The 24,650-nt window shown below is 47.9% G+C and carries 19 protein-coding genes; 8 read left to right on the top strand and 11 right to left on the bottom strand.

What is annotated here, in order from left to right; genetic code table 11:
* Positions 1-71 precede the first annotated feature (71 nt).
* The 3 genes from ACYVGO_RS09970 to ACYVGO_RS09960 all read right to left on the bottom strand — a co-directional run bounded on the left by ACYVGO_RS09970 (position 72) and on the right by ACYVGO_RS09960 (position 4,850).
* Entirely contained in the window at positions 72-1,079 is a 1,008-nt protein-coding gene (locus tag ACYVGO_RS09970; protein WP_460969123.1) for a pectinesterase family protein, read from the bottom strand.
* Between the two features lie 139 nt (positions 1,080-1,218).
* Positions 1,219-2,868, bottom strand: a complete 1,650-nt coding sequence (locus ACYVGO_RS09965) for a glycoside hydrolase family 28 protein (protein ID WP_460969122.1) — start codon at positions 2,866-2,868, stop codon at positions 1,219-1,221.
* A gap of 446 nt (positions 2,869-3,314) precedes the next feature.
* A complete protein-coding gene (locus ACYVGO_RS09960) occupies positions 3,315-4,850 on the bottom strand; it encodes a TolB family protein (RefSeq protein ID WP_460969121.1) in 1,536 nt (511 codons plus the stop codon).
* 422 nt (positions 4,851-5,272) lie between these two features.
* Here ACYVGO_RS09960 and ACYVGO_RS09955 point away from each other — a divergent pair, with 422 nt between their 5' ends.
* Both ACYVGO_RS09955 and ACYVGO_RS09950 read left to right on the top strand, forming a co-directional pair.
* A complete protein-coding gene (locus ACYVGO_RS09955) occupies positions 5,273-5,998 on the top strand; it encodes a class I SAM-dependent methyltransferase (RefSeq protein ID WP_460969120.1) in 726 nt (241 codons plus the stop codon).
* A gap of 97 nt (positions 5,999-6,095) precedes the next feature.
* Complete coding sequence (locus tag ACYVGO_RS09950; protein ID WP_460969119.1) at positions 6,096-7,862, top strand: glycosyltransferase family 39 protein; 1,767 nt, start codon at positions 6,096-6,098, stop codon at positions 7,860-7,862.
* A 71-nt stretch (positions 7,863-7,933) separates the two neighbouring features.
* Here the strand turns inward: ACYVGO_RS09950 and ACYVGO_RS09945 are convergent, their stop codons facing one another.
* The 4 genes from ACYVGO_RS09945 to ACYVGO_RS09930 form a co-directional block, all read right to left on the bottom strand.
* A complete protein-coding gene (locus tag ACYVGO_RS09945) occupies positions 7,934-10,987 on the bottom strand; it encodes a two-component regulator propeller domain-containing protein (protein WP_460969118.1) in 3,054 nt (1,017 codons plus the stop codon).
* Positions 10,988-11,299: 312 nt separating this feature from the next.
* Entirely contained in the window at positions 11,300-12,328 is a 1,029-nt protein-coding gene (locus ACYVGO_RS09940; protein ID WP_142775529.1) for a sensor histidine kinase, read from the bottom strand.
* Positions 12,329-12,398: 70 nt separating this feature from the next.
* A complete protein-coding gene (locus ACYVGO_RS09935; protein WP_460969117.1) occupies positions 12,399-13,673 on the bottom strand; it encodes an MFS transporter in 1,275 nt (424 codons plus the stop codon).
* Positions 13,674-13,993: 320 nt separating this feature from the next.
* Positions 13,994-14,908: a pirin family protein gene (locus ACYVGO_RS09930; protein WP_460969116.1), complete on the bottom strand. Its 915-nt coding sequence runs from the start codon at positions 14,906-14,908 to the stop codon at positions 13,994-13,996.
* Positions 14,909-14,966: 58 nt separating this feature from the next.
* Here ACYVGO_RS09930 and ACYVGO_RS09925 point away from each other — a divergent pair, with 58 nt between their 5' ends.
* The 6 genes from ACYVGO_RS09925 to dinB all read left to right on the top strand — a co-directional run bounded on the left by ACYVGO_RS09925 (position 14,967) and on the right by dinB (position 20,770).
* Positions 14,967-15,098: a hypothetical protein gene (locus ACYVGO_RS09925; protein WP_460969115.1), complete on the top strand. Its 132-nt coding sequence runs from the start codon at positions 14,967-14,969 to the stop codon at positions 15,096-15,098.
* 9 nt (positions 15,099-15,107) lie between these two features.
* A complete protein-coding gene (locus tag ACYVGO_RS09920; RefSeq protein ID WP_142775526.1) occupies positions 15,108-15,575 on the top strand; it encodes a (2Fe-2S)-binding protein in 468 nt (155 codons plus the stop codon).
* Positions 15,572-17,737, top strand: coding sequence for a xanthine dehydrogenase family protein molybdopterin-binding subunit (locus ACYVGO_RS09915; RefSeq protein WP_460969114.1), 2,166 nt, complete (start codon positions 15,572-15,574; stop codon positions 17,735-17,737). The genes ACYVGO_RS09920 and ACYVGO_RS09915 overlap by 4 nt, the downstream gene beginning before the upstream one ends.
* Before the next feature lie 246 nt (positions 17,738-17,983).
* On the top strand, positions 17,984-18,886 hold the full coding sequence (locus ACYVGO_RS09910) for an MBL fold metallo-hydrolase (RefSeq protein WP_460969113.1): 903 nt from the start codon (positions 17,984-17,986) through the stop codon (positions 18,884-18,886).
* 134 nt (positions 18,887-19,020) lie between these two features.
* Positions 19,021-19,683, top strand: a complete 663-nt coding sequence (locus tag ACYVGO_RS09905; protein ID WP_460969112.1) for an arginine-tRNA-protein transferase — start codon at positions 19,021-19,023, stop codon at positions 19,681-19,683.
* A 7-nt stretch (positions 19,684-19,690) separates the two neighbouring features.
* A complete protein-coding gene (gene dinB, locus ACYVGO_RS09900; RefSeq protein WP_460969111.1) occupies positions 19,691-20,770 on the top strand; it encodes a DNA polymerase IV in 1,080 nt (359 codons plus the stop codon).
* Positions 20,771-20,780: 10 nt separating this feature from the next.
* On the opposite strand, the gene ACYVGO_RS09895 is transcribed toward dinB, so the two are convergent.
* The 4 genes from ACYVGO_RS09895 to ACYVGO_RS09880 all read right to left on the bottom strand — a co-directional run.
* Positions 20,781-21,113 carry a hypothetical protein gene (locus ACYVGO_RS09895; RefSeq protein WP_460969110.1) on the bottom strand — a complete coding sequence of 111 codons (333 nt, stop codon included), beginning with the start codon at positions 21,111-21,113 and terminating at the stop codon, positions 20,781-20,783.
* Between the two features lie 1,044 nt (positions 21,114-22,157).
* On the bottom strand, positions 22,158-22,784 hold the full coding sequence (locus ACYVGO_RS09890) for a hypothetical protein (protein WP_460969109.1): 627 nt from the start codon (positions 22,782-22,784) through the stop codon (positions 22,158-22,160).
* 3 nt (positions 22,785-22,787) lie between these two features.
* The gene (locus ACYVGO_RS09885; RefSeq protein ID WP_460969108.1) at positions 22,788-24,023 is read right to left on the bottom strand and encodes a hypothetical protein; all 1,236 of its coding nucleotides are present in this window, start codon (positions 24,021-24,023) and stop codon (positions 22,788-22,790) included.
* A partial coding sequence (locus ACYVGO_RS09880) for an RNA polymerase sigma factor (RefSeq protein WP_460969107.1) occupies positions 24,004-24,650 on the bottom strand: 647 nt, incomplete at its 5' end. The genes ACYVGO_RS09885 and ACYVGO_RS09880, both read right to left, overlap by 20 nt.

Here is a 24,650-nt window from a genome sequence, read left to right as displayed (position 1 = left end):
TTCCTTCATCAGCATGACAAAAACGCCCACATCAAGCTTATTATCTACATAGTAAACAGATTCTACATTCCTCATTGCTTTTCCGGTAGCCAGGGTGATTTCTCGGAGAAGATACTGGCCACGGTATATTGGCGGACTTCTTTAGCGGTTAGCTGTTTCGACCAGGCTATACGATTCGATGTATTTCCCCCAACGCCGGTACTGCCGTATTCGGCATAGAGCACCGTTTTTTCATTGGCCGCATTGCCCCAGTTGTCCCAACCGACGGGCAGAATATGGTCGCCCATTTCGGTTCGAATGAAAATCGTTTTAGCATACGGGCGCCAGGGGCGACCCAGATATACTTTTTTCGCGGCTGGATCGGCGATGAGTTTGCAATCGAAAAAGATGAACCCATAGTGCTGGTACTCAGGCGTAGCAGCAGCGGTGATGAACGAGTCCGATAAGCTTTTGATGGTGCAGGATTGGAAAACGGAGATCGATTTTCCGAAAATAAAATCGGTCGTTCCTTCGATAAAGCAATTTTCGTAGTACTGACGGCTTCCTTCGGCGGCTGCGTACAACGTATCCTGATTGCCGAACAGCATGCAATTTTTGCACACAAACCGGTCGCCTTCTACATGTAGCGCCACCGCCTGCCCCACCCGACCAGCGGTATTCCGAATGGTCAGATTCTCCAGAATAACATCGGGCGCATCGACCAGTACCGTGTAAGAGGTGTAGGTACTGAATTTGTCTTTCCCTGTTGCATCCTTCCCGCCCGGATAGTCTTTCCCTGAATAATCATCACCTGTAATAATGACCCCTTCCTTACTTTCGCCGATAACGTGGATATTGGGTTTCCAGGACGGAATAACGAGTTTTTCGGCATACACGCCGTTCCTGACATAGAGCGTAACCCGTACCTGCATATGATCCCGGAAGCTGTTGACGGCTTCCTGAATGGTTTTAAAATTGCCACTTCCATCCTGAGCGACTGTAACCGAAGCCGGAGACGTAGGGGAAGCAGGCGGGGACGTTTGGGCAAAAGTGCCTGTTGCCCAGATCAATAGGGAAATCAGGAATGAAAATCGAATCATTGGATTATAGTTGGAACGGTCAAGGGGTTTAAGCACGAATACATTTTATTGTCCACAGAGGCACAGAGAACACAGAGTTTAAACAAGCTCTATGTAAACTCTGTGTTCTCTGTGCCTCTGTGGTTAATTTAATCGTTACCTACTGGCTTATAACCAATTGCTTTTCGGCTGCACCTTTGTTGAACTCAGCTTTGGTTTTGGCTTTGGTGAGATCGGTATGGGAGACCCGAATGGCCTGGCTACGCTCGCCCGTTATTGAGAATAGTAAACTCGTATTCGCATCGTACTGAACAGCATCGAACGTAAGATTGCTGCTATTATCAACCAGAATGACGGGCTTAGTATCGTTGGTTATTAACTGTACATGGTCAAGGCGAATACCACTGGCGTCGATTAACTCCACGCCTTTATCGGCCTGAAGAACCAGGTTGCTCATTGTAATATTCTTGACCGCCATTTCGGGCAATCCCCGAATGAACACGCCCTTTTTGGCCCCATTGCAGACAATGTTCTCAAACTTCATATTCTGGAAGACAGGCGTTCCTTCATTCACGACCGGGCGTTCATCCCGTTCCCCGTCCGTCGCGAATTTGACGAAGTAGTACATATCGAAGAAGATAGCTTCCTGCGCAATGTCTTTCATGAAAATGTCTTTCGCGTAGATGTGCTCGACAACGCCACCACGACCCCGCACCGATTTGAAACGAAGCCCTTTATCGGTCCCCATGAATGTGCAGTTCGAGACGAAAATATAGCGGGCACCTCCGCTCATTTCGCTACCCACCACAAATCCGCCGTGACCGTTGTAGACGGTGTTATTTCGAATGATGCCGTTTTCTGTCGGCATGCCTCGTTTACGGCCTTCTTCGTCCTTGCCGGATTTGATGCAAATGGCATCGTCGCCTACATCGAGTGTGCACCCTTCGATCAGGAAGTTCTTGCAGGATTCGATATCCATACCATCGCCGTTATGGGCGTATTCTGGATTCTTGGTGGTGACGTTTCGGATAGTCAGGTCCTGACACATCAGCGGATGCAGACACCAGGCGGGCGAATTCTGGAACGTAACGCCGTCCAGTAACACTTTTTTGCAGGACGTCAGCACCAGCAGATTAGGCCGCAGAAAGTCCTTCATATCGGCAAAATCCTGAGGAGTTTTTCCGGCTGCCAGCAACATACTTTTATTTTCTGTAGCGGCCCGTTTAAACTGATCACTCGGATACCATACCTTACCATCGTCTTTCAGTACCCCTCCCGACGCTACTTTCTCCTGCCACTGGCTGTCGGTCAGCTGTCCTTTGTTCACAGCCCGCCACACATCCCCATTGCCATCAACAATTCCCTGACCCGTAATGGCTACATTTTCCAGATTCACCCCCGAAATGGGCGATTGATTCCGGGCCGCCCGTTTGCCTTCGTACGTACCTTCGACCAGCGCATACTGGCTTTTGTCGGTGGTAAATAGCAGGGTCGCCGATTTTTTCAGGTGTAGATTGACGTTGCTTTTCAGCTCAATTGGGCCCGTCATCCATAAGCCAGCGGGCACCAGTACCACGCCACCACCTTTCTGGCTACAGGCAGCAATGGCCGCATTGATCGACTTCGTATTCAGCGTAACGCCATCGGGTTTTGCGCCATGCGCCAGAATCGTTATCGTATCCTTTCGAAAAGCGGGTTGAGCGATTTTGGGCAGATTAGTCCAGCTATAGGTAGGAGGAGATTGCGCCCATGTCGGAATATTGGTCAGTGTTGCAAGAGCAGCAACTACTAGGAATTGATGTTTATTCATTTCTTCTGGTTCAAGACTCGGCAGCCGTGGGCTTATACTACCAAGGACAAACAACGGGGTATAAGGCCGCAAATAGTTTTATTGATTACTGGAATAGTTTAACTAAATAAGGGCTATTCTCTAATAATTATTTAAATAATACTATACAGTACGGTTGCAATCCTGCCGAAAAAAGAAGGGACTGCCCAGGCCGATAGTTCAGTCAGGATGAGCTTGTCTTATGTCCGCCCCAAGATGGTATTTGTTGAATCCACACCGTGCTAAACCAAAAAACGCTGGCCCTAACGGAGCCAGCGTTTCCTATTACATCTACATTACTATAACTGCGCCCACAGTTAACAGAATGAAATTAAAAGAAGCAATATCTATACCAAAAGGTAAGTAGTCTTGGTATTTTGTTAAATAAATAATTAATATGGTAACATTTGGGTAATTAGCGAGCGCTCTTATTTCTCAACAGGACTAATACTACTCTCCGCCGTATTGCTGATAAAGGCAACCCGTTTGCTATCTGGCGACCACGAAGGGGTATTAATGGTACCTTGTCCTCCGTAGATGTATGCAATCACTTTGGGTTGGCCAACACCCGAGATGGGTAACAGGCGCAGGTAAACGTGCTTGTAAAATGGGTGATCATCCGCTTTTACTTCTTCCTTCAAAAAGGACAGGAATACGATCCATTTGCCATCGGGTGAGATGTGCGGGAACCAGTCGTGAAACTCCCCATTCGTAATCGCTTCCTGCTCGCTACCGTCGGCTTTCATACGGTAGAGTTGCATGGTGCCGGTACGGCTGGAGTTGAAATAAATGTACTTGCCATCGGGCGTGTATTCGGGACCGTCATCAAGCCCTTTCGCTTCGGTTAATCGGGTTTCGGGGCCACCGGCAGAAGGGACATTGTAAATGTCGTACTCATCATTCCGTGAACCCGTGAAAACCAGCGTTTTCTTATCCGGCGACCAGCCATGCAGGTAGGAGGGACCTTTGGGGGTAATCTGTTTCGGTGTGCCGCCCGTTGCCGGTACGGTGTAAATGATAGAACCACCTAACTCTTTTACGCCACTACTCAGTCCCAGCATTTTACCATCGAACGACAGTACGTGGTCATTGTTGTTATTTTTCACATCTCCCGTGTTCAGCACAGAGGGTTGACCTTTTGCCAGATTGAAGCTATACATCTGGCCGTCGCCATTATAGAGTAGGGTTTTTCCATTGGGCATCCAGTTAGGAGCCTGAATGGACTTGGGTGCGTTGAAGATCACCTGCCGGTTACCTGTGGCTACGTCCAATATCTCCAGGTTACTGGCCAGGTATTCGCGGTAGGGGACGAGGCCATCATGAGCGGGTACGCTGATACGCACATCGCGGAAGGTACCCTGCTCAAGTACGTCTTTGTTGTGCGATCCGATGAAGAGTCCTACATACACTTCGTCGCCCAGATTTAAATCAGTCACCTGTTCGGTCACGAAGGGTTCGCCAAATTTGGCGACCCGCATGGTGTAGGTGTTCCCTTTGCGTTCCAGTTGGATAACATCGGCGTGCGTTAATTTCGAACGGACTTCTTCAGTATTGGCCCCGGTTGTGCGACGGAATTGCAGGGACGTAAGGCCATCACCATGTTCGGCCGCGTTGATATGCGCCGATTTTCCATCCAGACTAGTTCGAACCATCCAGCCAACTTTGCGGTGCGGATCAACGCCTTTTCCCAGCAGGCTTGCCCGCGTGTAGAGAATGAAATCACCTTTGATGCGTTTCCACAGATAGTGAAATTCATCGTGGTCGAACCAGATATTATAGCCGGAGCCAGAGAGTTCGTACTGGTGGGTCTTTGTATTATACTGTGCTGATCCCGGCTTTAACACGGCACCAATGTCGGTATGTCCTTCAAAAATTCCCAGCTTTGTTTGGGCTAAGAGGGGCGTGGTTGGAGTCAGCGATAAGCTGACTAAACCAGCCAGCAACGTTTGTGTTAGGCGTTTCATAAAAGGGCTTACTTAGGTTGGTAATACGTTCTAGTTAGGTCTATCTACGAAAGCCTTGCCGGGTGGATTCTACCGACTACTAAGTAATTAATGAGCAATTAACCCGGAGGAAGGAGTGCTTTATCTAAAAAAATAATTGCTATCCAGCTTAACGGTTGCTTTTTTTCATTTCATTTCTTTATTTGGTTTCAAAATTCATCAGCATAAGTTGAACTAGCTGAACATCTTACGTTCCTGACGATATATAGCGGATACCATATAGCGGATACCGTTTACTATAGGCTTGTTAGCCTCAGCGTACCTGATTCTTTTCTCTTCAATTCTCAGTACCCATTGTCTGTTAGTTAACTAGTAGTCATTGCTTACTAGTGCCCATTTCGAAGTTAGTAGGATCTATCCTCTCACCAGTTTTATCTTCTTTCATGAATATGACTCTAAAAAAGAATGTTCAGGAGTTTAATCGAAACGTGCGGGAAAATGGTGGATTTCTCTACACCACCAATGCTCAATTCTCGTCGCACGTTGCTAACAAACGTATTTCAGACGAAATCTTTAAACTCATTGACCCTTCCTACAAAACGCTGGTAGATATTGGTTGTGGAGATGGTATGTACACCCACAACATCAAACAGAATTTTCCGCAGTTGGAAGTACATGGGTTTGATCCGGCCGAATCTGCCATTCAGATTGCTAAACAAAACTATCCGTCTGTACAATTTAGCTCGATCAATCTCCTCGATGATCAGCTACCCGTACCCCCAAAGAAATACGATGTTGCCGTTATTAGGGGGGTGTTGCATCATTTGTCCGATCAGCAGAAGGCTATCACCAATGCCTTTAAACTGGCCGACAATCTGATTATCATGGAACCCAACGGGAACAACCCTATTTTGAAACTCATCGAACGAACCTCCCAATACCACATCGAGCATGAGGAGCAGTCTTTCTTTCAGTGGGAGCTAAAACGATGGATACGAAATGCAGGTGGACAGATCCGGTCCTGGAATTACGTGGGCTATGTTCCGTTTTTCTTTCCAACTGGCCCCGCCAAAGTGATCTATTTTTTTCAGCCCCTATTGGAAAAAATACCGGTGGTAAAGCACATATTCTCAGCTCAGTTTATTATCTTCTGTACGAAACGTAAATGACCCTGGCAAGTGTAGCTATAAGCAATGGATAATGAATAATGGACAATGAGTAATGAGTCTACATTACCATTGTCCATTAAATTAACGCCATTCATGTATGAAATTAGTCAAGTCGACGAACGCAGTCCTGGCAGTAATTCTGATTCTGGCCTTTACCTTACGGGTTTACCATTCCGGCACCTATGGTATCTACCTTGATGAAAAGTATACGTTGCTTATCTCCCAGGGAATTTCTATGGAGGGGGCTAACCAGCGGGACGTGTTTTTTACACCTGGAAAACCTTATTTTACACCCCGTGAATTCTGGAAAGAAAAGTCTATTGACGATTTTATTGGTGCCAACATTAGGGGAGATATTGGCAATAGCCCTAGTTATTACGCTGTTTTGTGGCTGTGGACTAAGTTGTTTGGCCTGAGTGATTTCTCGCTGCGCTTCCCTTCCGTGTTGTTCAGTACACTACTCGTTGGTCTGGTCTTTCTGTTTGTTCGCCGACATTTTAAATCCGAGCGTTTAGCCTTACTCAGTGCGTTGCTAACGGCTGTCGAGCCCTTTTTTATTGCGTATAGCCACATGGCTCGTAATTATTCGATGAGCTTTTTTCTGACCTTATTAGCAACTCATTTGTTTTTATTGATCCTGGATCAACATCGATCAGGGCAAGCCGTAAACAAACGCCTGTTGGTATATGGACTTGTATTTGTGATGGCTTTACTCTCGCACTACCTGACGATCACCGTTTTTTTATGTCATGGTCTCTATGCACTGATCTATGTACGACCGGCACGCCGTTGGGTACCCTTTCTGCTGACGGGATTGGTGGGGGTGGGGCTCGTATCGTTATGGTTCCTGTTTGGTGGAGGGGTTTATACCTTTAAAACGCTTGCCTATCAGGCACAGTTTTACCGGAATCTGGCGCTCACAGATCCCTACAAGAATGGATTTGGGATCATTCTGCCAGCAACGTTGATCAACGTTGCTGAACGCTCTGCACCCATCTGGGCGGATTTGTTTATTATTTCGAATGGGCTAGGGCAAATCGATGCTCTGGGGATTCGGAATGTAGCGATTTCAGTGTTTTTTGGTTTGTTCGCCGTCGGGCTTCTTTATCGTTACCACCCAATGAGCCCACTTCCGCTGTGGGTATTCCTGCTTTATCCGCTTCTGCTGGTAGCTGCTTTGCCGCTGGTTACGGTCATCAACCTTCAGTATGTAGTGGTAGCTGCGCTCCCTTCCTTTGCCTATCTTCTCCTGCTGGCCATTCGTAGACAAGCGATGGAAGGACGGCTTCCGCTCCTGGTCTTTGTTATCATGCTGGCCGTTGTACCTACCCTCTTTCTGATCGTGATGGCCTTTCGAAATGGGCACACCTATGGAATTACCCAGCGTTATTCTGGTTTCTCGTTTCCGTTCAGTGTTATTCTGGTGGCCTTGTTGCTGCAACAGGCTGCGCGCATCCAAAACGAGTTCCGGGAAGTGCTGTGGGTGGTTTTAGCGATCCAGTGTTATTTTGTTATTCGGCTGCTCTACCACATTTATCAGGACCAGGAGCCCAAATACACGTATTTTGCCAGACAGCGTAGCCCTAATCCCTATTATCTGGTTGCCCAAAAGATCAAGCAGGCTTATGTGCCGGGAGATACGGTGCTTTATCCGTCTATTCGGCTACACCCCCGCGATGAAATTGAAAAGACGTACTGGCCTTTTTCAATTCAGGATGCCCAACTGACCAATATGTATTTGCCCAAAGATGCTGAGTATGTACAGCGGATGGACACAACCGAAGTCGATAAAATCACGCTAGTCAAACCGTCAGGCAAGAAGATCACGCTTTTTGATTTGAAAGGCAACACATACCGCTATTAAGTGTGTGCTTGTTGGTACTGGCGTGCATATTCACTCGTATTTTTCATCTGGCCAGCATTCGATAGCACGTTCTACCCTTTTTCAACGGGAATTATCATTTCTACGCGGGTACCTGCCGGGTTATGAGTGGCGTCGAAGAGGTCGATAATCTCGAGTTTAGCCTTGCTGTCTTTCCGGCTGAGCGATTCGAAAAGACCTTTGGTCATCTCCTGACCCCTTGAAATGTGCCCCTCCCGCTGGGGCGTTAGTGTTCGGCCAACACCGTTGTCTTCGATCATGCAGTAGATGTGGTTACGGTCGATGTAGGCGGAGATGGTAAGTTTTTTCTCTCCTTCTTTGGGCATTAGCCCGTGCCAGATGGCATTCTCGACGAAGGGCTGGAGTAGCATGGGTGGCAACAGGGCATCCAGCAAGGTTTCGTTATCTTCAATGTCGAATTCGTAATGAAATTCGTGATTGAAGCGGAACGACTCCATTTCGACATACATCCGTAGCGTTTCGATAATCTGCTCGAAGCGCAGGTACTGATGATTCGATTTTTCCATGATGCGCCGAACCAGTCTGGAAAATTTAGACAGGTATTTGGCACCCTCAATACCCCGATCGGTGAGCAGGTAATTTTGAACCGAGTTGAGCGAGTTGAACAGAAAGTGAGGGTTCATTTGCGATTGTAGGGCTCTGAGTTTCAATTCGGCAATTTGCAGGTCCATGTGGTTGCGTTCGGCTATGGTCTGGTTTCGCTCAGCCAGGGCATTCACACGCCACCGCATCATACCCACTACAAGACCACCAATGAACAGGCCAATGAGGGAGCGGAACCACCAGGTAGCCGTAAAATGGGGTTTCACTGTAAAACGAACCGCTAATGGCTTATCCGTCCAGATTCCACTCCCATTCCCGCTTTTGATGTTGAGCTGATAGGCTTCTGGAGCCAGGTTTGTAAACGAGAGCATATGCCGATCACCCAGATCGACCCAACTGGTATCCAGGCCCTGCAACTGATACTTGTACTGGTTTTTAGAGGACGGCTCGTAATTTAGTGACGAGAAACTCAGCGTAATGGCATTCTCATCAGGTTGCAGCATAATCTCCTTCGACACATCCTGCTGGATGGGTTTCCCTTTTACTTCAATCGAACTGAGGGCTATGTGGGGTTTTGTGATCTGATTGTTTAATAGATTGACATTGAGAATGTTGATTGTATTGGTGTGGCCAAGAATCAGTTCGTTTGCCGGGCTATAGTAGAACCCAACCGGCGAATTACTGTGTAAGCCCTCAATAGTAGTCAGGTAGCGGATCGTGTGGTTTTGGGGGTTGGCAATATTGATACCTTCATTCGTACTAAACCAGAGATGCTTAGTCGGGGATTCGGCGATGTTTGAACAATAGGTGTCGATAAGGGCATCCGTTTTGAACTCGAAGGTTGTCAGGATATGGCCTTTACTTGATAGCTTCGAGACGCCCCCCCAACTGGAGATCAGGATAGACCCATCAGCCGTTCGTTGCATTCCATTAATGCAATCGCCACCAATAAGCTTGCCTTTATTAGCCGGGAGGCTTTCGATGTTGATAAACTCAGCCCGCTTTTCATCGAAAAAAAATAACCCGCGGGAGCAGGTAGCTACCCATATACGCCCGTCAATACCTTCCAGAATTCCTTTTATGTACGTCAGATTCAGGAGTTTGCGATTCTCTTTTTCGGGCCACAGGTTGAGTTCCTGATTTGTTGCGGGGTCAACTACCTTCACCCCTTCATTTAAATTGGCAATCCAGATCCGGCCTTTCCGGTCGAGCAGACCGTCGCGAAAATCAGTGTTTTTGTACAAACGGGCCGCCGGTTGCCAGACGGAAAAACTGCCTTTCTGAAGATCGCCCGCAAAAACACCTTTATCGGTAAACGCAAAAGGACGCCCCTGTATCCAACGAAATTGCTGCGTGAGCGCATTCTCATTGGTGGGATACGGCAGTTGCTGGAAGTGGTTGGTGGCAGGTGTCCAGATCAATGCCCCCGAATGCGATAAACCCAACAGGTGGTTGCCGTTGGGAAGGGGTAAAATACTGGTAATTTTTACAGGTAGCCGAACAATGTTGGGGGGAATATCTACGGTACGAATACCAACGTTTCGGTAGCGGTACTTATAAATACCTTCGCCCGTTCCGATCCACAGAATCCCATTGGCGGTATCGTCGTACATATCTTTTACCTGAATGCCACTGTTGTAAAACTCAGGTAAATGGTACAGTTGATTCCGGTCAGGATAAAAGATACTCACCCCATCATCGGTGCCCACAAACAGGATTTTTTGCCCATTTTCATCCTGTGACTCCTTCACACAGACCACATTGGTATGATCGAACCCCTCTTTCCGAATACGAAATGCCTGACTTTCTGGCGAAAACCAGACTAAGCCATACTCATAACCGCCAAGCCAAAGGTTACCATCGGCATCGGCGGAGGCTTTGCATAAGCGAATGGGTATGCGATTTCGGGCTAAACTAGCTTCCTTTCCCAGCACACAAATGAGTTTGTCGTGCGAACGGTCAAACCGATAGAGCCCTATTTCCGAAACGATCCACAGTCGGCGCTGGGCATCCTCGAAAAAGCTGGCGTATTGATACACATCGCCACCCGAAGCGGTCTGTGAAAAGGTGTAACGATGGAGTTTTTTAGTGGACGGGTCGTAGCGTTGCACCGAGGTATAGTCGCACACCCACACCTGATCGTAGGAGTCAACCATTCCCTGCTCGTGGAGGTCGTTGCTCGGGTCGGCATCATCGTAATCGTTTTTGACTACAGTTGTTACGGCCAGCGTTTTTACATCAATTTTGCAAAGGCCCCGGGTGTCGTTGGAGGTGTATATATCGCCTTTAGAGTCAGTCGAAACGCCAGAGCAATAGCCCAGTTTCAGGCTATCTAATCGCAGAAAATTGTAGCCGTCGTAACGACAGATATTTCGGCCCGTACCGATCCACAAAAAGCCCTGCCGGTCTTTGTTCAGACACCAGACATCGTTGGAGGGTAATCCCTCGCGGGTTGTTAGGTGTTCAAGCTTTAGGCTGGGCATTTGGGCTGAAGCGGCCCCGGAAATCAGAAGTACCAATAGACCGAACAGAAAACAACGCATTGGTTACCGTGAAAAAAGCCTTTTTGACTATGAGTACTACGATGGGTACGGTTGAGTTAAAACAAATACAACACAAGCAGGATAATCAGCGCAACAACGATCAGGATGATCCAGTCGACTGATTGCTCGAAAAACCTATGCAGCCAGTCGGTGAACAAGTTCATAGGTTTTTTTTTCATAAGCTAATGGCCTTGTTCCAATGAAGGCCATTAAAACAGCACATTCTGCCGTTAACAAACGGACGGACTTGATAGATGGGGCAATCCATCCCAAAAACGGCGGATTTAATTTGACATGCGGTAAGAAATGGACTTACACCGCTGGATTGAGCAGGGGAACGCCAACCAGAAACCGATCCTCATCATGGTAAACCATAACGGATGATTGATCGAGCAGTTTATACTTCATCATGATGTTCTGCAAGCCGATTTGATTCGATGGAACAGTTACCTTCTTCTGTTGCAGGTTGTTTTCTACGTACAACTGCCCATTTTGGGTGTATAATTTGATCGTCAGCGGTCGGTCGGCGAGGATGACATTATGCTTGATGGCATTCTCGAACAGAATCTGAAGGGTCAGGGGTGGAATGCGGTACGCGAGGTACTGACTCTCGATCTCATTCACCAGAAAAATGCCGTCGCCATAGCGGGTTTTGATTAAGTGGAAATAGGCGTTGATAAACTGCATCTCCTCATCAAGCGGGCAAAGATCACGGCTATTTTGCTGGAGCAGATAGCGGTATACAGATGAGAGTTCATCCAGAAACCGCTCGGCCTGTTCGGCGTTGGTGGTAATCAGCGATGACAGCGAGTTCAGGTTGTTGAACAGGAAATGAGGGTTGATTTGGGTTTTCAGCGAGTCGAGTTGACTTTGCAGGTTCACTTTCTTAAGTTCCAGCGCTTCGGTATAGGATACCCGCCAGCGCTCGTACAGATAAACACCCTCGTAATAGGCCGCAATCTGAATTGTGCCCACTACAGATACGAGCGTATTGAAAAAGTAAGGCTTGAATAAAAAGTAATCTTCGGATGGCCAGAGGCCGATAAATTCGTAGAAAAGTGTTTGTGAGATGCGGATTCCGCTGGCACAGCAGACAAACCAGCTTAGCTGAAATAAAACCCGCTTAAGTGTCTGGTTCAGTTCCGGGTAGCGTCGGCGCGATACGATAATGCCCCAACGGTTGGCCTCCCACACCAGTACGCTGCCCAAAATGAAGAAAAACGGAATGCGCCAATCATCCGGATACGGGATGTTGGTATAGCCATACATCATCCATTGCCCGGTTAAGGAGAGCAACGGAACACCGATGATGCGCATCCATTTATCATTCAGCTTCTGCATTGTAATAACTTGGATTAAACACAGAGATACAGAGGCACAGAGAACATAGCTATAACCTGTTGATGATAAGCTATATCTGTGCTCTCTGTGCCTCTGTGTTTAATCTAATTTTTGACATAGGCTTTTTTACGGCGATTAGGGTTATCAGTGCGGAAAGCAACAGCGAGCCTGCCATGAAAATATACGATGCTCCGAATCCATTGGTTGTTCCGTTTAAATAACCAACAATATACGAGCCGATAAATGATCCTAATGCCCCCAGGCTGTTAATCAGGGCCATAGCGCCACCCGCTACGTTTTTGGGTAATATCTCCGGGATAATGGCAAAGAAAGGACCATAGGGCGCGTACATAGCTCCTCCAGCTATGATGAGCAGCGTAAAGGATAGCCAGAAATGATCGGCACCCAGTAAATAGGAACCATAGAATGCCAACGCCCCAATCAACAGGAACGGCCAGACAAAAGCTTTTCGGTTTTGCGTTTTGTCCGAAAAATACGACGCGCTCAGCATGCCAATAATGGCTAGTACGTACGGAACCGAAGACAGCCAGCCTGTTTTGATAATCGACATGTTGGGCGCTGCATGTAGAATAGACGGTAGCCACATTACAAAGCCATACACCCCGATGCTCCATAATGCATACTGTAAACTGAGCAGAATAACCACCCTGGATTTGAAGGCTTCGGCGTAGTTCTTGACTGGTTTGATACCTTGCTGCTCTTGCTGTAACTGATCGGCTAATGCCTGTTTTTCGGCGTTGGTTAACCAGTTGGCATCCTGCGGTTTATCATCGACCAGCCGCCACCAGAAGAACGCCCAGATAATGGCGGGAAGCCCTTCCAGAATAAACATCCATCGCCAGCCCACCGCCTGGATCAAATAACCCGACAGTACCGACATCCAGAGGATAGTGGCCGGATTGCCAAGAATTAAAAACGTATTGGCCTGAGAGCGTTCGGCTTTGGTAAACCATCGGCTTAAAAAAAGCAGCATCGACGGCATAACCGCACTTTCGACCACGCCAAGCATAAAGCGAATACCAATTAGCGCATTCACATTGCTGATGATACCCGTTGCCATAGCGAGCCCGCCCCACAGAATCAGCGACCAGAAGATCAGCTTTTTGGCGCTTCGGTTTTCGGCATATACTGCTCCCGGAACCTGAAAGAAAAAGTAGCCCAAAAAGAACAGGGACCCCAGCAAAGACGACATCGAGGGCGTAATGTGCAGGTCCGTCGCCATGCCGCTGGCAGCTCCAAAGCCAAAGTTCGCCCGGTCCAGGTAGGCCAGACTATAGGTAATAAACGCAATCGGCAGGAGTCGGTACCACCGCGATTTAGCCATTGTTTGATAGAGTTATGCAGACCCGAGGGAGGCCGCTGGTTTTTGTACACGATGTTGTCGCCAACAGAAAAGGAAAGTGCTGGGGTTGCTCTACTGGTAAAACTTGGATTCTCAGGATTCTATTGTTTCCCCATTCACGCGCCGTTCTCGCTTGGCTACGCCGAGTGAGGGCTATTGCTTTAACGGCCTCTGGCCGGAGTAACAGGTCAAAAATGGGCCAGAGGCCCTTGAACTAATAATCCTCACTCGGCGTAGCCAAGCGAGGACAACTTGGGGAATGAATAATGGATAATGTACAATGGTTATTTATTATCCATTATTCAGGATAGCGGTTGGGGCGGGGGTGTTCCGGCAGGCCTTGACTTGTCATTGGGTAAGGGTACAAACTCCGAGTTGTCGTTGGGTGGCAGCGCAATACGACCGGCCAGCCAATCGGCTTTGGCCTGCTCAATGCGCTCGGGCCGGGAGGAAACGAAGTTCCACCAGATAAACCGTTCGCCCAGAGCCTCACCCCCTAACAGCATCAAGGTACAGGTTTCACGCGCCACCAAAACGGGGTCCATGCCAGGTGTGAAAACCAGCAGTTGACCGACTCCGTGGGTTCGGCCATTGACTTCAAGGCTACCTTTGGCTATATACACGCCCCGTTCTGAATAGCCCTGAGGAATACCGAAACGCGTACCGGGTTGCAGCACAACGTGCGCATAAAACAAGGGCGAATGTGTTTTTACTTGGTTCCGCAGGCCAAAAACATCTCCGGCAATCAGCCGTAACCACACACCTTTGTCGGTGAATATAGGTAGTTCGGCTGGGGCGTAGTTCTCGAAGGTTGGAGTCTGTTCTTCGTTGGCTTCGGGAAGCGCCACCCAGGTCTGAATCATTTCCAGTGAGCCACCTACCAGCGTGGCCGGATCTTCAAACCGTTCGGAATGTGCTATGCCTTTTCCGGCTGTCATCCAGTTGACTTCACCCGGCCGAATGATCTGCTGAACACCCAGGCTATCCCGGTGCGTTACCTGCCCATCGAACAGATAGCTAACTGTAGACAGGCCAATATGCGGATGAGGAAGCACATCCATCGTAGACGCCTGATCGGGGGTGAAGTTGACGGGCCCGGCATGATCCATAAAAATGAATGGCCCGAGCATACGTCGTAGTCGGTAAGGTAGAATACGTCGGACGGCAAACCCATTTCCAAGAGAAGCCTGACGTGCGTCAATGATTTGATCGACCATAAAATAATGGGGATAGATAGGCACACTCCCCCGGGAGCTAAATTAGGGGATTACTCGATTGGCAGCGCACATAATCAACCAGAAAATGCAGTTGGTCTATGCTGGCATGCGGGTGGTCAACTACATTTTCTACTTCGTAGCTTACGTATTTCCTTTGAGTACGGGCAACCCTAAAGCGGGCGATTCGTAGCAAAAAAATATGATAACGCTTTCCGTCAATAAAAAGAGGTACACGCTGGATGTCGATCCATCTATGCCCTTACTTTGGGTCATTCGGGATCGTATTGGGTTGACAGGGACAAAATTTGGTTGTGGCATGGCGCAATGTGGGGCCTGTACTGTTCATGTAAATGGTGAAGCGATGCGTTCCTGCGTAACACCCGTTTCAATTGTAAAGGGGCAGGAGGTAACCACTATTGAAGGCCTTTCGGGTGATATTGGTCGGCAGTTGCAGCAAGCCTGGATTGCCGAACAAGTGCCGCAATGTGGCTATTGCCAGTCGGGTCAACTTATGTCGGCAGCTACCTTACTTCGCGAAAAACCAAACCCTTCCGACGAGGATATTGATGCCGCTATGGCGGGTAACATTTGTCGGTGTGGTACGTATCAGCGTATTCGAAAAGCCATTCATCGGGCGGCTATGCGCAACGAAAAAGATGTAAAATGAAGGAAACAAGGCCTGTTAGTCGTCGAGATTTTCTTAAAACAAGCTCACTTGGCGGTCTTGTTATCGCTTTGGGTATGCCTGTCAGCGCTACCCCGTCCAGCTTTACAGCCTCTCCGTCAACCCGACCGGCTCGGAAACTGAATGCGTTCCTGCGTATTGGCGAGGATAATAGCCTACAACTTATTCTCTCGAAGGTAGAAATGGGTCAGGGTATCTGGACGACCCTAACTATGCTGATTGCCGAAGAGCTGGACTGTGACTGGAACAACATACAGGTTGAACACCGGCCAGCTGGCAAAGGGGCTGATTTTGCCGAACCGCTTTCGGTACAGACTACCGGAGGGTCTGATTCAACCCGTTCCGAATTTGATCGGTATCGGCTGGCGGGCGCAACGGCCCGTACCATGCTGGTGCAGGCAGCGGCCAACCGATTAGGTCTACAACCCAGGGACTGCCGAACGGAAAATGGGTATGTCATTGCGGGTGCCCGGCGTGTCAGTTATGGCGAACTTGCTTCTGAAGCGTCAACACTACCGGTACCTGCCGTTAAACTTCGTGAACCTACAGCATGGAGGTACATCGGTAACTCTCAAAAGCGGGTTGACAGTCCCGAAAAGATCAATGGGAAAGCGACCTATGGGATTGATGTTCAGTTCCCTGGCTTACTTACGGCAGTTGTAGCCCATGCGCCCGTGTTCGGTGGAACAGTAAAATCAGTCGATTCCAGCCGAGCGAAAGCTATACAGGGAGTTCGGGCCGTTGTCCAGATTCCTACGGGTGTGGCCGTGTTGGCTGATCACTATTGGGCTGCCAGGCTCGGTCGTGATGCCCTGAAAATAGACTGGAGTCTGGGAACCGATGAGCCCGTTGACAGCAAAACTCAACTGGTCGCATACAGGGAGCTAGCCACAACAAAAGGAATCCCCAGCCAGCAAAAAGGGGATGTAGCAAGTGCTTTGTCAACAGCGGCCAAAACCATTGATGCAGAATTCACGTTTCCGTACCTCGCGCATGCACCCATGGAGCCGTTGAACTGTACCGTTAAGATCCTTGACGACCGATGCGAGATCTGGACTGGTACGCAATCGCCGTTTCTTCATCAGCAGGAAGTGGCTGCGTTTTTGGGAATAAAGCCCGAGCAGGTTGCGTTTAACACGCCTTTTCTGGGAGGGAGTTTTGGTAGGCGGGGTTCCTTTAACGCCGATTGGGTTATGGAAGCCGTTCAGATCGCTAAAGTCAGTGGTAAGTTTATCAAACTGATATGGTCTCGGGAGGATGATATCCAAGGCGGCTATTACCGGCCCGTTTATCTGCATCGGGCAACAATCGGGATTGGCCGAGACGGATTCCCGACAGCCTGGCAACACCGAATTGTTGGGCAATCTCTTTTTACTAATACCCCATTGGCCGCGGAAATTGTTCAGAAGGGTATTGATTATAGTTCGGTAGGTGGGGTGCATGGATCGCCTTACCTGGCAAAGATTCCTGACCATTCCGTTGAGCTTCACACAACTACCTGCCATGTTCCTGTTCTTCCCTGGCGGTCCGTTGGTAATACGCATACCGCTTTTGTGATGGAAACGTTAGTGGATGAACTCGCGACTATAGCGGGCAAAGACCCTGTTGCCTACAGACGTATGCTTTTGAACGAGCATCCCCGGCATCTGGCGGCACTTAACCTTGCTGCCGAAAAAGCCAACTGGGAAAAACCACTACCGCCTGGTCGATTCAGGGGCGTGGCTGTCCATGCGGCTATGGGAAGTTACATTGCGCAAGTCGTTGAGTTATCGGTTGATAAACAAAAGATTCATCTCCACCGCGTGGTCTGCGCCATTGATTGCGGACTGGCTGTAAATCCCGATGGCGTTCGGGCGCAGATGGAAAGCTGTATTGTGTATGGTCTCACGGCTGCTCTTTACGGTGAAATTACCCTGGAGCGGGGCCGGGTTCAGCAAAGCAATTTCCATGACTACCGTATGCTACGTATCGATGAAATGCCAGTCATTGACGTATACATTGTACCCAGCACCGGACCAATGGGCGGTGCTGGCGAACCAGGCGTGCCACCCATTGCCCCGGCGCTTGTTAACGCCCTTTTTGCCGCTACCGGAAAACGACTCCGGCAATTACCGGTTCGCCCGGAAGACCTGGCCAAATCCTAGCCGTCTATAGGGTCTGGGCCAAGCTCCAGCTTGGCCCAGACGTGTCGTTACCTGATTCGTTAATTTGATGAACACTGCTGGTGCTGTCAGTTTTAAGAAACTGACAGCACCAAAAATTGTGTTGAAGAATCAATAGAATCTAGTTTGGACGAGCGGTTACGAAACCGACTTGTATCGGCTTTTTGAGTAACTTTCAACTCAATTAGCCATCGGCTAAAAAATCGCTAAACCCGAACCGACAAGTCCATGAATCGCAGACGTTTCGTTCAACACACGGCCTTAACTTTAGGGGGCGTTTCCCTGTTTCAGCACGCATTGTTTGCCAATCGGTTGGCCGACGACCCATTCAAAATGAAGATGGTTCGCGATAATGTGGGCGTTTTTACCGAAAAAGGCGGCACGATTGCCTATCTCCAAACCAAAGAGGGCTGGGTAGTTGTCGATTCTGAATTTCCCGAACAGGCGCAGCATTTAATTGACGCCCTGAAAAAAACGGAAGATAAAGCCTTTCCCTTACTGATTAATACGCACCACCACGGCGACCATACGTCGGGAAACATTGCGTTTAAAGGGATGGTGGGTCACGTAGTAGCGCACGAGAATTCGTTGAAAAACCAGAAAGCAGTCGCCGAAAAAGCAAAGACCGAGGATAAGCAACTCTATCCCGATATCACCTTTAATGAGGGTTGGAAGCGGAAGGTAGGCAGCGAAAGTATTCGGGCCTATTATTTCGGACCGGGCCACACGGATGGCGATGGCTTAATCCATTTCGAGAACGCCAACGTGCTGCACATGGGCGACTTAATGTCGAATCGCCGGTATCCGTTTATTGATAAAAGTGCGGGAGCCAGTATTAAAAACTGGATTACAGTTCTGGATAAAACGCTGACGACTTTCGATAACAAAACCATCTTCGTGTTTGGGCACGCCTTCGACCCCGAAAAAATTACGGGAAGTAAAGAAGATATCAAGGCATTTAAAGACTATCTGGAGAAGCTCCTGGTGTTTGTTGGGGGAGAAGTCAAAGCGGGAAAATCGAAAGACGAGATTCTGAAAGCAATAGCTATTCCGGGTGTAACAGAGTGGCAGGGTGATGGCATTATACGGAGCCTGCAGGCCGCTTATGAAGAGATAACCACCGGAAAGTGATAGGATAGCGTGAACGTCTACGTTCGTGCTGACTATTTCCCGGCCAAAGGCCGGAAGCCAACTAATCACCAATCGGCCAGAGGCCGGAGAATAATCAGCACGAACGTAGACGTTCGTGCTATCCCAACCCACCTATGAAAGGAAGTATGCTGGATTTGTGTCTGAGCAAGGGCTATTTTCGGATGCAACAGGATGTTTTTACCTGCCGGTTTGTCCTGTTCGATGATTCGCTCTGTGCGGTACACTGGTTACGTATTACACTCGCAAATGTTACATATGGCACAAAACAGCTCCGGCTATTACGAAGCAATGAGAAATTCTCCGTTGCGGTGAAGCCCTTTGTGCTTTCGCAGGAACTGGAGAGCCTGTATGCCTTGTACAGAAGTTCCATAAATTTTGACGCCCCCGAATCTGTTGAATCTTGCCTGCTGGACGGAGCCGTGTATAATGTGTTTGATACGTACGTAGTTGAAGTGCGGGACGGAGCCAGTTTGATTGCTGCCGGTATCTTCGATAATGGCGCTCAAAGCATTGCGGGTATCATGAATTTTTACCACCCGGATTACCGTAAACATAGCTTGGGGAAATACCTGATGCTACAGAAAATTAAGTTTGCCCAACGCTACCAGAAAGAGTACTACTATCCGGGCTATTTGGTCAGTAATTACCCCAAGTTTGATTATAAGCTGTTCGCCTGCGAAGCAGCTACCGAAGTATTTGACAGCACCCGTGATCAATGGCTTCCGTTTTCATGGGATGTTGTAACACGGCTGGCAGAGGTATACAGAAACGGGTAATTTGAGTATGGAGCAGCCCGGTACCCGAAAAATCATCCATATCGATATGGACGCTTTCTACGCATCTGTTGAGCAGCGCGATAACCCCGATCTGCGCGGGAAACCCGTAGCCGTAGGGGGCTCCCGACAGCGGGGCGTGGTAGCTGCCGCCAGTTATGAAGCCCGAAAATATGGCGTACGCTCGGCCATGGCTTCATCCATCGCTCTTCGCAAGTGCCCGGATCTGCTATTTGTAAAGCCTCGCTTTGATGTATACAAGGCCGTTTCCAGTCAGATACGGGCTATTTTCGCTCAGTTTACCAGCCTGATTGAACCGCTGTCGCTGGATGAAGCCTACCTCGATGTAACGGATACACTGACGGACCAACGCACCGCTACGCAAACGGCTCAGGCCATCAAAGAGCAGATCAAACAGGAAACGGGTCTGACGGCATCAGCGGGCGTTTCTTATAATAAATTCCTGGCGAAACTGGCTTCCGATTACCGAAAACCTGATGGCTTGTTTATCATTAAGCCGCATCAGGGACTAGCCTTTGTAGAAGGCCTGACGGTTGGGCAGTTTCACGGGATTGGCAGCGTGACGGCAGCAAAAATGAATCAACTGGGCATTTTTACCGGTCTGGATTTGCGGCAGAAAAGCGAAGCGTTTTTGCTGGACCATTTCGGTAAAGTAGGCCATCACTATTATAGCATCGCCCGGGCCATCGACACCCGCCCTGTAACTCCGGATCGGGAGCGCAAATCTGTAGGTTCAGAGAACACCTTTGAACAGGATTTAACAGACTATGCCGATTTGGCAACGGAGCTGGAACCGTTGATAAAAAGCGTATGGGCCTACTGTGAGCGAACGGGCCTGGTAGGCCGGACGGTTACGCTGAAGGTTAAGTATGCCGATTTTCAGCAGATTACCCGCAGTCGAACGTCCCTCAGAGTCATTGCGGACCAATCGGTATTTGCCAGAATCAGCCTCGACTTATTGGCTTCTTTACTTCCTCTGCCAAAAGGTGTTCGTTTGCTGGGTGTCTCACTATCAAGTTTACAGCCTATAGCAACGGTTCAGGGAGGGCAATTGACCCTGGGTATATAGTGAGATTTTATTAATTCAATTCGTGTTGAAATGACGATTTTCGAGTTGGCCAATACGGGTATTTGATCAGTATGGGAACAATAGCTTCCCAGAAGTCGCATAGAAACCAGTGTAGGCTTAAGTCATGCTCTTCAACCTTTTTGAAGGCTTCAATCAGAACTTTTTTGGTTTTTGGATCAGCTGTTTTGAGGATAAATTTCAGTGTGAAGTGAATTACCTGTAATTCCACACGATTGAAGTCATTACCCCACTGGCGAGGCAGTATACCGGGGAATACTACATCCGTAGCGATAAGTGTTTTGATGTATTCCTTAAGTAAATCCGGGTTGATGTTGCGTTCCATGATTTATGAGTTTTATAGAATCCACAAAGCGCCAAAACCTTGCCAGACAAGCTATTCGTGTTTAAAAATATACTATTCGGTCATATGTTATGAGTAAGGAAACATTAAGACCTCATTTAGTGTGTCAATATCTGGTTTTTGTCTATAAAATCACTTGTTAAGCGTATGAATAGGCAAAATCATGCTGTAAAAATTTTACTAACTGGAATCGTCAGGTAAGCGCCTGATTTATGAGGAAAATTGCCCAAAATTGATGAACGATATTGTCGATAGTTTCGAAGGTCAGGATGATATCTAAGTAGAGCTAAGGACGGATAAAAAAGGAGTGCCATAAGCTACAGACAATCACAGGCCGCCTGTACTTACATCACGTAAAGGAGCTATGTCCATGAGATATTTTTGGCCGTGGGAAAACCATATTGATGATTGAGACGTGAAACAGGCTTCTGGATTAAACGGATTTGGTGTAATTGGTTATAATGCCGATCAATTTTAATGCAATGCTCTGAGGCACAAGATTTATATTTAAATGACCTATGCCGCTCTTAGGGTGAGTTTAGGTTTGAACGGAATGCAGAAACGCCAGTTCTACTAGAACTGGCGTTTTTTTGTTGTCTATTCTGTTGGCCATATAATCAATAAGTTACCAATTTGGTTGTTTTACAACTAAATTGGTACTGATTGCAAGCTGTCGGTCTGTCAGTTTGCGAGCTCTTATGGGTTAGATGAAACGTTGGGACTTTTAGACCCAACGTTTTTTTTGTGTCCAAATAACACTTTCTACGTCTAATAAGTATCCAAGTGCATCTGACCCATAAGATCACGTTTATCAAGAAAAATACTTAGCCCCATCATCAAGATGGGGCTTTTTGTTTACGAACTAAAAAACGCTGGTCTTTGCAAAGACCAGCGTTCCCATTTACTCTATGATGACTTTAGCTGTCAGGCGGTTCTATGTTCTTGTCAACTTTACGGAGTCAAACTCATCCTGTGATCGCTATATATATCAGGTGCAACAGGCTAGCCTAAGGTCAAAAAAGAGCGTTACTCTTCTTCACGTTTCTTAAGCAACTGCACCACTTTGCCATTTTCAACAAGTTTAGTTTTTAGAACTACCTGCTTCGGGATAGCAAATAGCAGAATAGGCTGACTTGTAAAGGATTGCGGATTATTCGTTAAGGTGGTGTCTGCAATGCGAATATAGCGGACCGTCAAAACGGAATCCTGGACGAATACTTTGCTTACGGAAAGCTTTGGGGGCTTGTTAGTTGGTGGTAGGGCAATACCAATGGCCATTTCTTTGGTGAAATTCACCGCATCAGGCCGCTTACTCATAGTAGTGGCTGGTTTGAACACGTTCCCGAATGTTTCGGCCTGTTCGAATACAAATAGGGTAGGCTTTCCTTTATTAACAGGGGCATCGTTACTCAAGAAATAGCCGTTGAGCAGATGGTAGGTTAAATTAAGTTGGGCAACTGTAACAAGACTAAAAATCAGGCTGATCGCAATAATAAAAGAGATGCGTAAACGACGACGACTAGAGGCAAAAAGAGGCATAACCAGATACGAACTACATACAGTACTATCCTCTACTAACGTCCGATTAATAAATTCGGTACATATATGAATAGAAAAAGATAAGTTCCTATTGGCCAGCAGCCGCTCGTTCATTCTTTACAGCCAGATGAGTTTTAGAAAGTGCCTGGGTCTGTGGGAAAAGGGAGTAAGTTTAAATTGTTTTTTGTGCGCTACATACCGATAATAATGTGAGCCAACCCGGAGGGTAGTTGTTCGGGATAACAGGCTGGGCGTAAGGTCATCTTCTAGGGTATGCACACTGCCCTTTGTATGACTGGCAATCCTATAATAGTCAGGTTGGAAGGCCCGTGTTGTATCACTGCCTGTTGTTCCGCAAAGCACCACATGAACCGGTTTCTTTACCTTGCTCAACAAAGCTATATCTTTAACCGTACTGATGTTATCGGCAAGCAGAATCAGATGCTTAGCCTCAGGAAAGGTCTGTTGTGCAAACAAAAGTGCTTCTATATCATTTTCAGCATCGTCGTTGTTACGAGTGGTATTGCGAGCCGCATCCAGTAAAATTGGTAAGGCTTTGGCTGGGTCCCGCTCTCGTGTCACAAACATGCGCCCCGCTGGACCGCCAGGGCGCGTTTGTTGACCCAGACTATCACAATCTGTAAAAAATACCATGCCTTTGATGGCCGGGTTACGGGCATTTTTTCGGAACCAGGCAAAGAGTTGTGTCGTGTATGGATACATACTGGTTGTAAAGTCACAGACAACTACCGCGTCTGGCCACGTACGTAGGTTACGATCCAAAACACGATAGGAAGTTGAGTCTATGCCGAAGTCGCCCGTTATCATTTGTTGCTTGATGGCGGTTTCTTCAGGGCTAAAGGCAATTAGATGTGGTAATGGAATGTGTTCATTTATGTCGGTTGGCAACAAGTTTAGCTTACGAGTCGGACTTAGTATATCAATAACGGGTTGTAAAACGGATGTTGGTTTGACTGTCGCGAATGAATAAAGTGGACTAGATCTCGCTGCTGTGGGCATCAATTTTTCCATTTTCGGAATTCCTGATGAGCTAGTGAGCGCATCAGAATTATGTGCCTCAATAGAATCCAGTATAAGCGCTGGTTTGGGGCTACGTAAGAGAAGAGTAGTAGAACTATGCTTTACGTTGTCTGTTTGCTGTTCAACAACGAACCAACTGATCAAACCGACAAGAAGCAGACATACACTCGTAAGAGCACCCCATTGCACCCATCGCCGACGGCGCAACGTACGCTGGAGACGTGCCCAATCGGTCGGGTTATAATCGGGGCGGTAGGTGTCCAGTGACTGACGTACCCAGTCATGGAGCGGTTTATCGGTTTGTTCGCTCATGGGTAGTGGGAAGTTGGTTGGTCAGCGCTTTACGTAATAATCGGTTTGCTTCCGATAAATGCGCTCGTGATGTACTTTCGGCAAGGCCAAGCTGTTCCGAGATTTCGCGGTGTGTATAGCCTTCCAGCACATACAGACTAAAAACCATTCGGTAGGGAAGGGGCAATTGATGGATTACGGCAAGAATATGCTCGGCTGAAAGTTGGGCAAAAATTGCTTCGTCATTCAGGTAGGGTTCTTCAAGTGTATACGCAAGTTCATCCGTTGATAGATCCAAGGCCCGTTTCCGGTTTCGACGGTAATAATCAATGGCGGTGTTTATCAGAATTCGTCGTAGCCAGGGTACGAGTACATCCTCATTTTTTAACGTATCCAGATGCCGAAATGCTTTCAGGAAACCATCGTTAAGCATTTCGCGGGCGTCTTCCTGGTCGCTGGCATATGCCAGACAAACCGATAGGGCGTAGCTGTAGAAGCGCTCGTAAAGCGCCTGCATGGCTGCCTCCTTTCCCCGTCGGCAGTCTTTTATAATGTCTACTAAAGGACGTTCAGTCAAGTTAATCGAGTAATCGGCGGCCTTCGTCAACTGGCCATCCTGTTCGGCCAATAAACCAGCGGCCAGAAAAT

The organism is Spirosoma migulaei (assembly GCF_054776855.1).
Note: the sequence above shows the minus strand (reverse complement) of the source record. Positions and strands in the feature narration are given on the sequence as shown.

Bases quoted from the DNA above. Each gene is read 5' to 3' on its own strand.
- ACYVGO_RS09970 (WP_460969123.1), bottom strand. From the start codon at position 1,079: ATGATTCGATTTTCATTCCTGATTTCCCTATTGATCTGGGCAACAGGC.
- ACYVGO_RS09965 (WP_460969122.1), bottom strand. From the start codon at position 2,868: ATGAATAAACATCAATTCCTAGTAGTTGCTGCTCTTGCAACACTGACC.
- ACYVGO_RS09960 (WP_460969121.1), bottom strand. From the start codon at position 4,850: ATGAAACGCCTAACACAAACGTTGCTGGCTGGTTTAGTCAGCTTATCG.
- ACYVGO_RS09955 (WP_460969120.1), top strand. From the start codon at position 5,273: ATGAATATGACTCTAAAAAAGAATGTTCAGGAGTTTAATCGAAACGTG.
- ACYVGO_RS09950 (WP_460969119.1), top strand. From the start codon at position 6,096: ATGAAATTAGTCAAGTCGACGAACGCAGTCCTGGCAGTAATTCTGATT.
- ACYVGO_RS09945 (WP_460969118.1), bottom strand. From the start codon at position 10,987: ATGCGTTGTTTTCTGTTCGGTCTATTGGTACTTCTGATTTCCGGGGCC.
- ACYVGO_RS09940 (WP_142775529.1), bottom strand. From the start codon at position 12,328: ATGCAGAAGCTGAATGATAAATGGATGCGCATCATCGGTGTTCCGTTG.
- ACYVGO_RS09935 (WP_460969117.1), bottom strand. From the start codon at position 13,673: ATGGCTAAATCGCGGTGGTACCGACTCCTGCCGATTGCGTTTATTACC.
- ACYVGO_RS09930 (WP_460969116.1), bottom strand. From the start codon at position 14,908: ATGGTCGATCAAATCATTGACGCACGTCAGGCTTCTCTTGGAAATGGG.
- ACYVGO_RS09920 (WP_142775526.1), top strand. From the start codon at position 15,108: ATGATAACGCTTTCCGTCAATAAAAAGAGGTACACGCTGGATGTCGAT.
- ACYVGO_RS09915 (WP_460969114.1), top strand. From the start codon at position 15,572: ATGAAGGAAACAAGGCCTGTTAGTCGTCGAGATTTTCTTAAAACAAGC.
- ACYVGO_RS09910 (WP_460969113.1), top strand. From the start codon at position 17,984: ATGAATCGCAGACGTTTCGTTCAACACACGGCCTTAACTTTAGGGGGC.
- ACYVGO_RS09905 (WP_460969112.1), top strand. From the start codon at position 19,021: ATGAAAGGAAGTATGCTGGATTTGTGTCTGAGCAAGGGCTATTTTCGG.
- dinB (WP_460969111.1), top strand. From the start codon at position 19,691: ATGGAGCAGCCCGGTACCCGAAAAATCATCCATATCGATATGGACGCT.
- ACYVGO_RS09895 (WP_460969110.1), bottom strand. From the start codon at position 21,113: ATGGAACGCAACATCAACCCGGATTTACTTAAGGAATACATCAAAACA.
- ACYVGO_RS09890 (WP_460969109.1), bottom strand. From the start codon at position 22,784: ATGAACGAGCGGCTGCTGGCCAATAGGAACTTATCTTTTTCTATTCAT.
- ACYVGO_RS09885 (WP_460969108.1), bottom strand. From the start codon at position 24,023: ATGAGCGAACAAACCGATAAACCGCTCCATGACTGGGTACGTCAGTCA.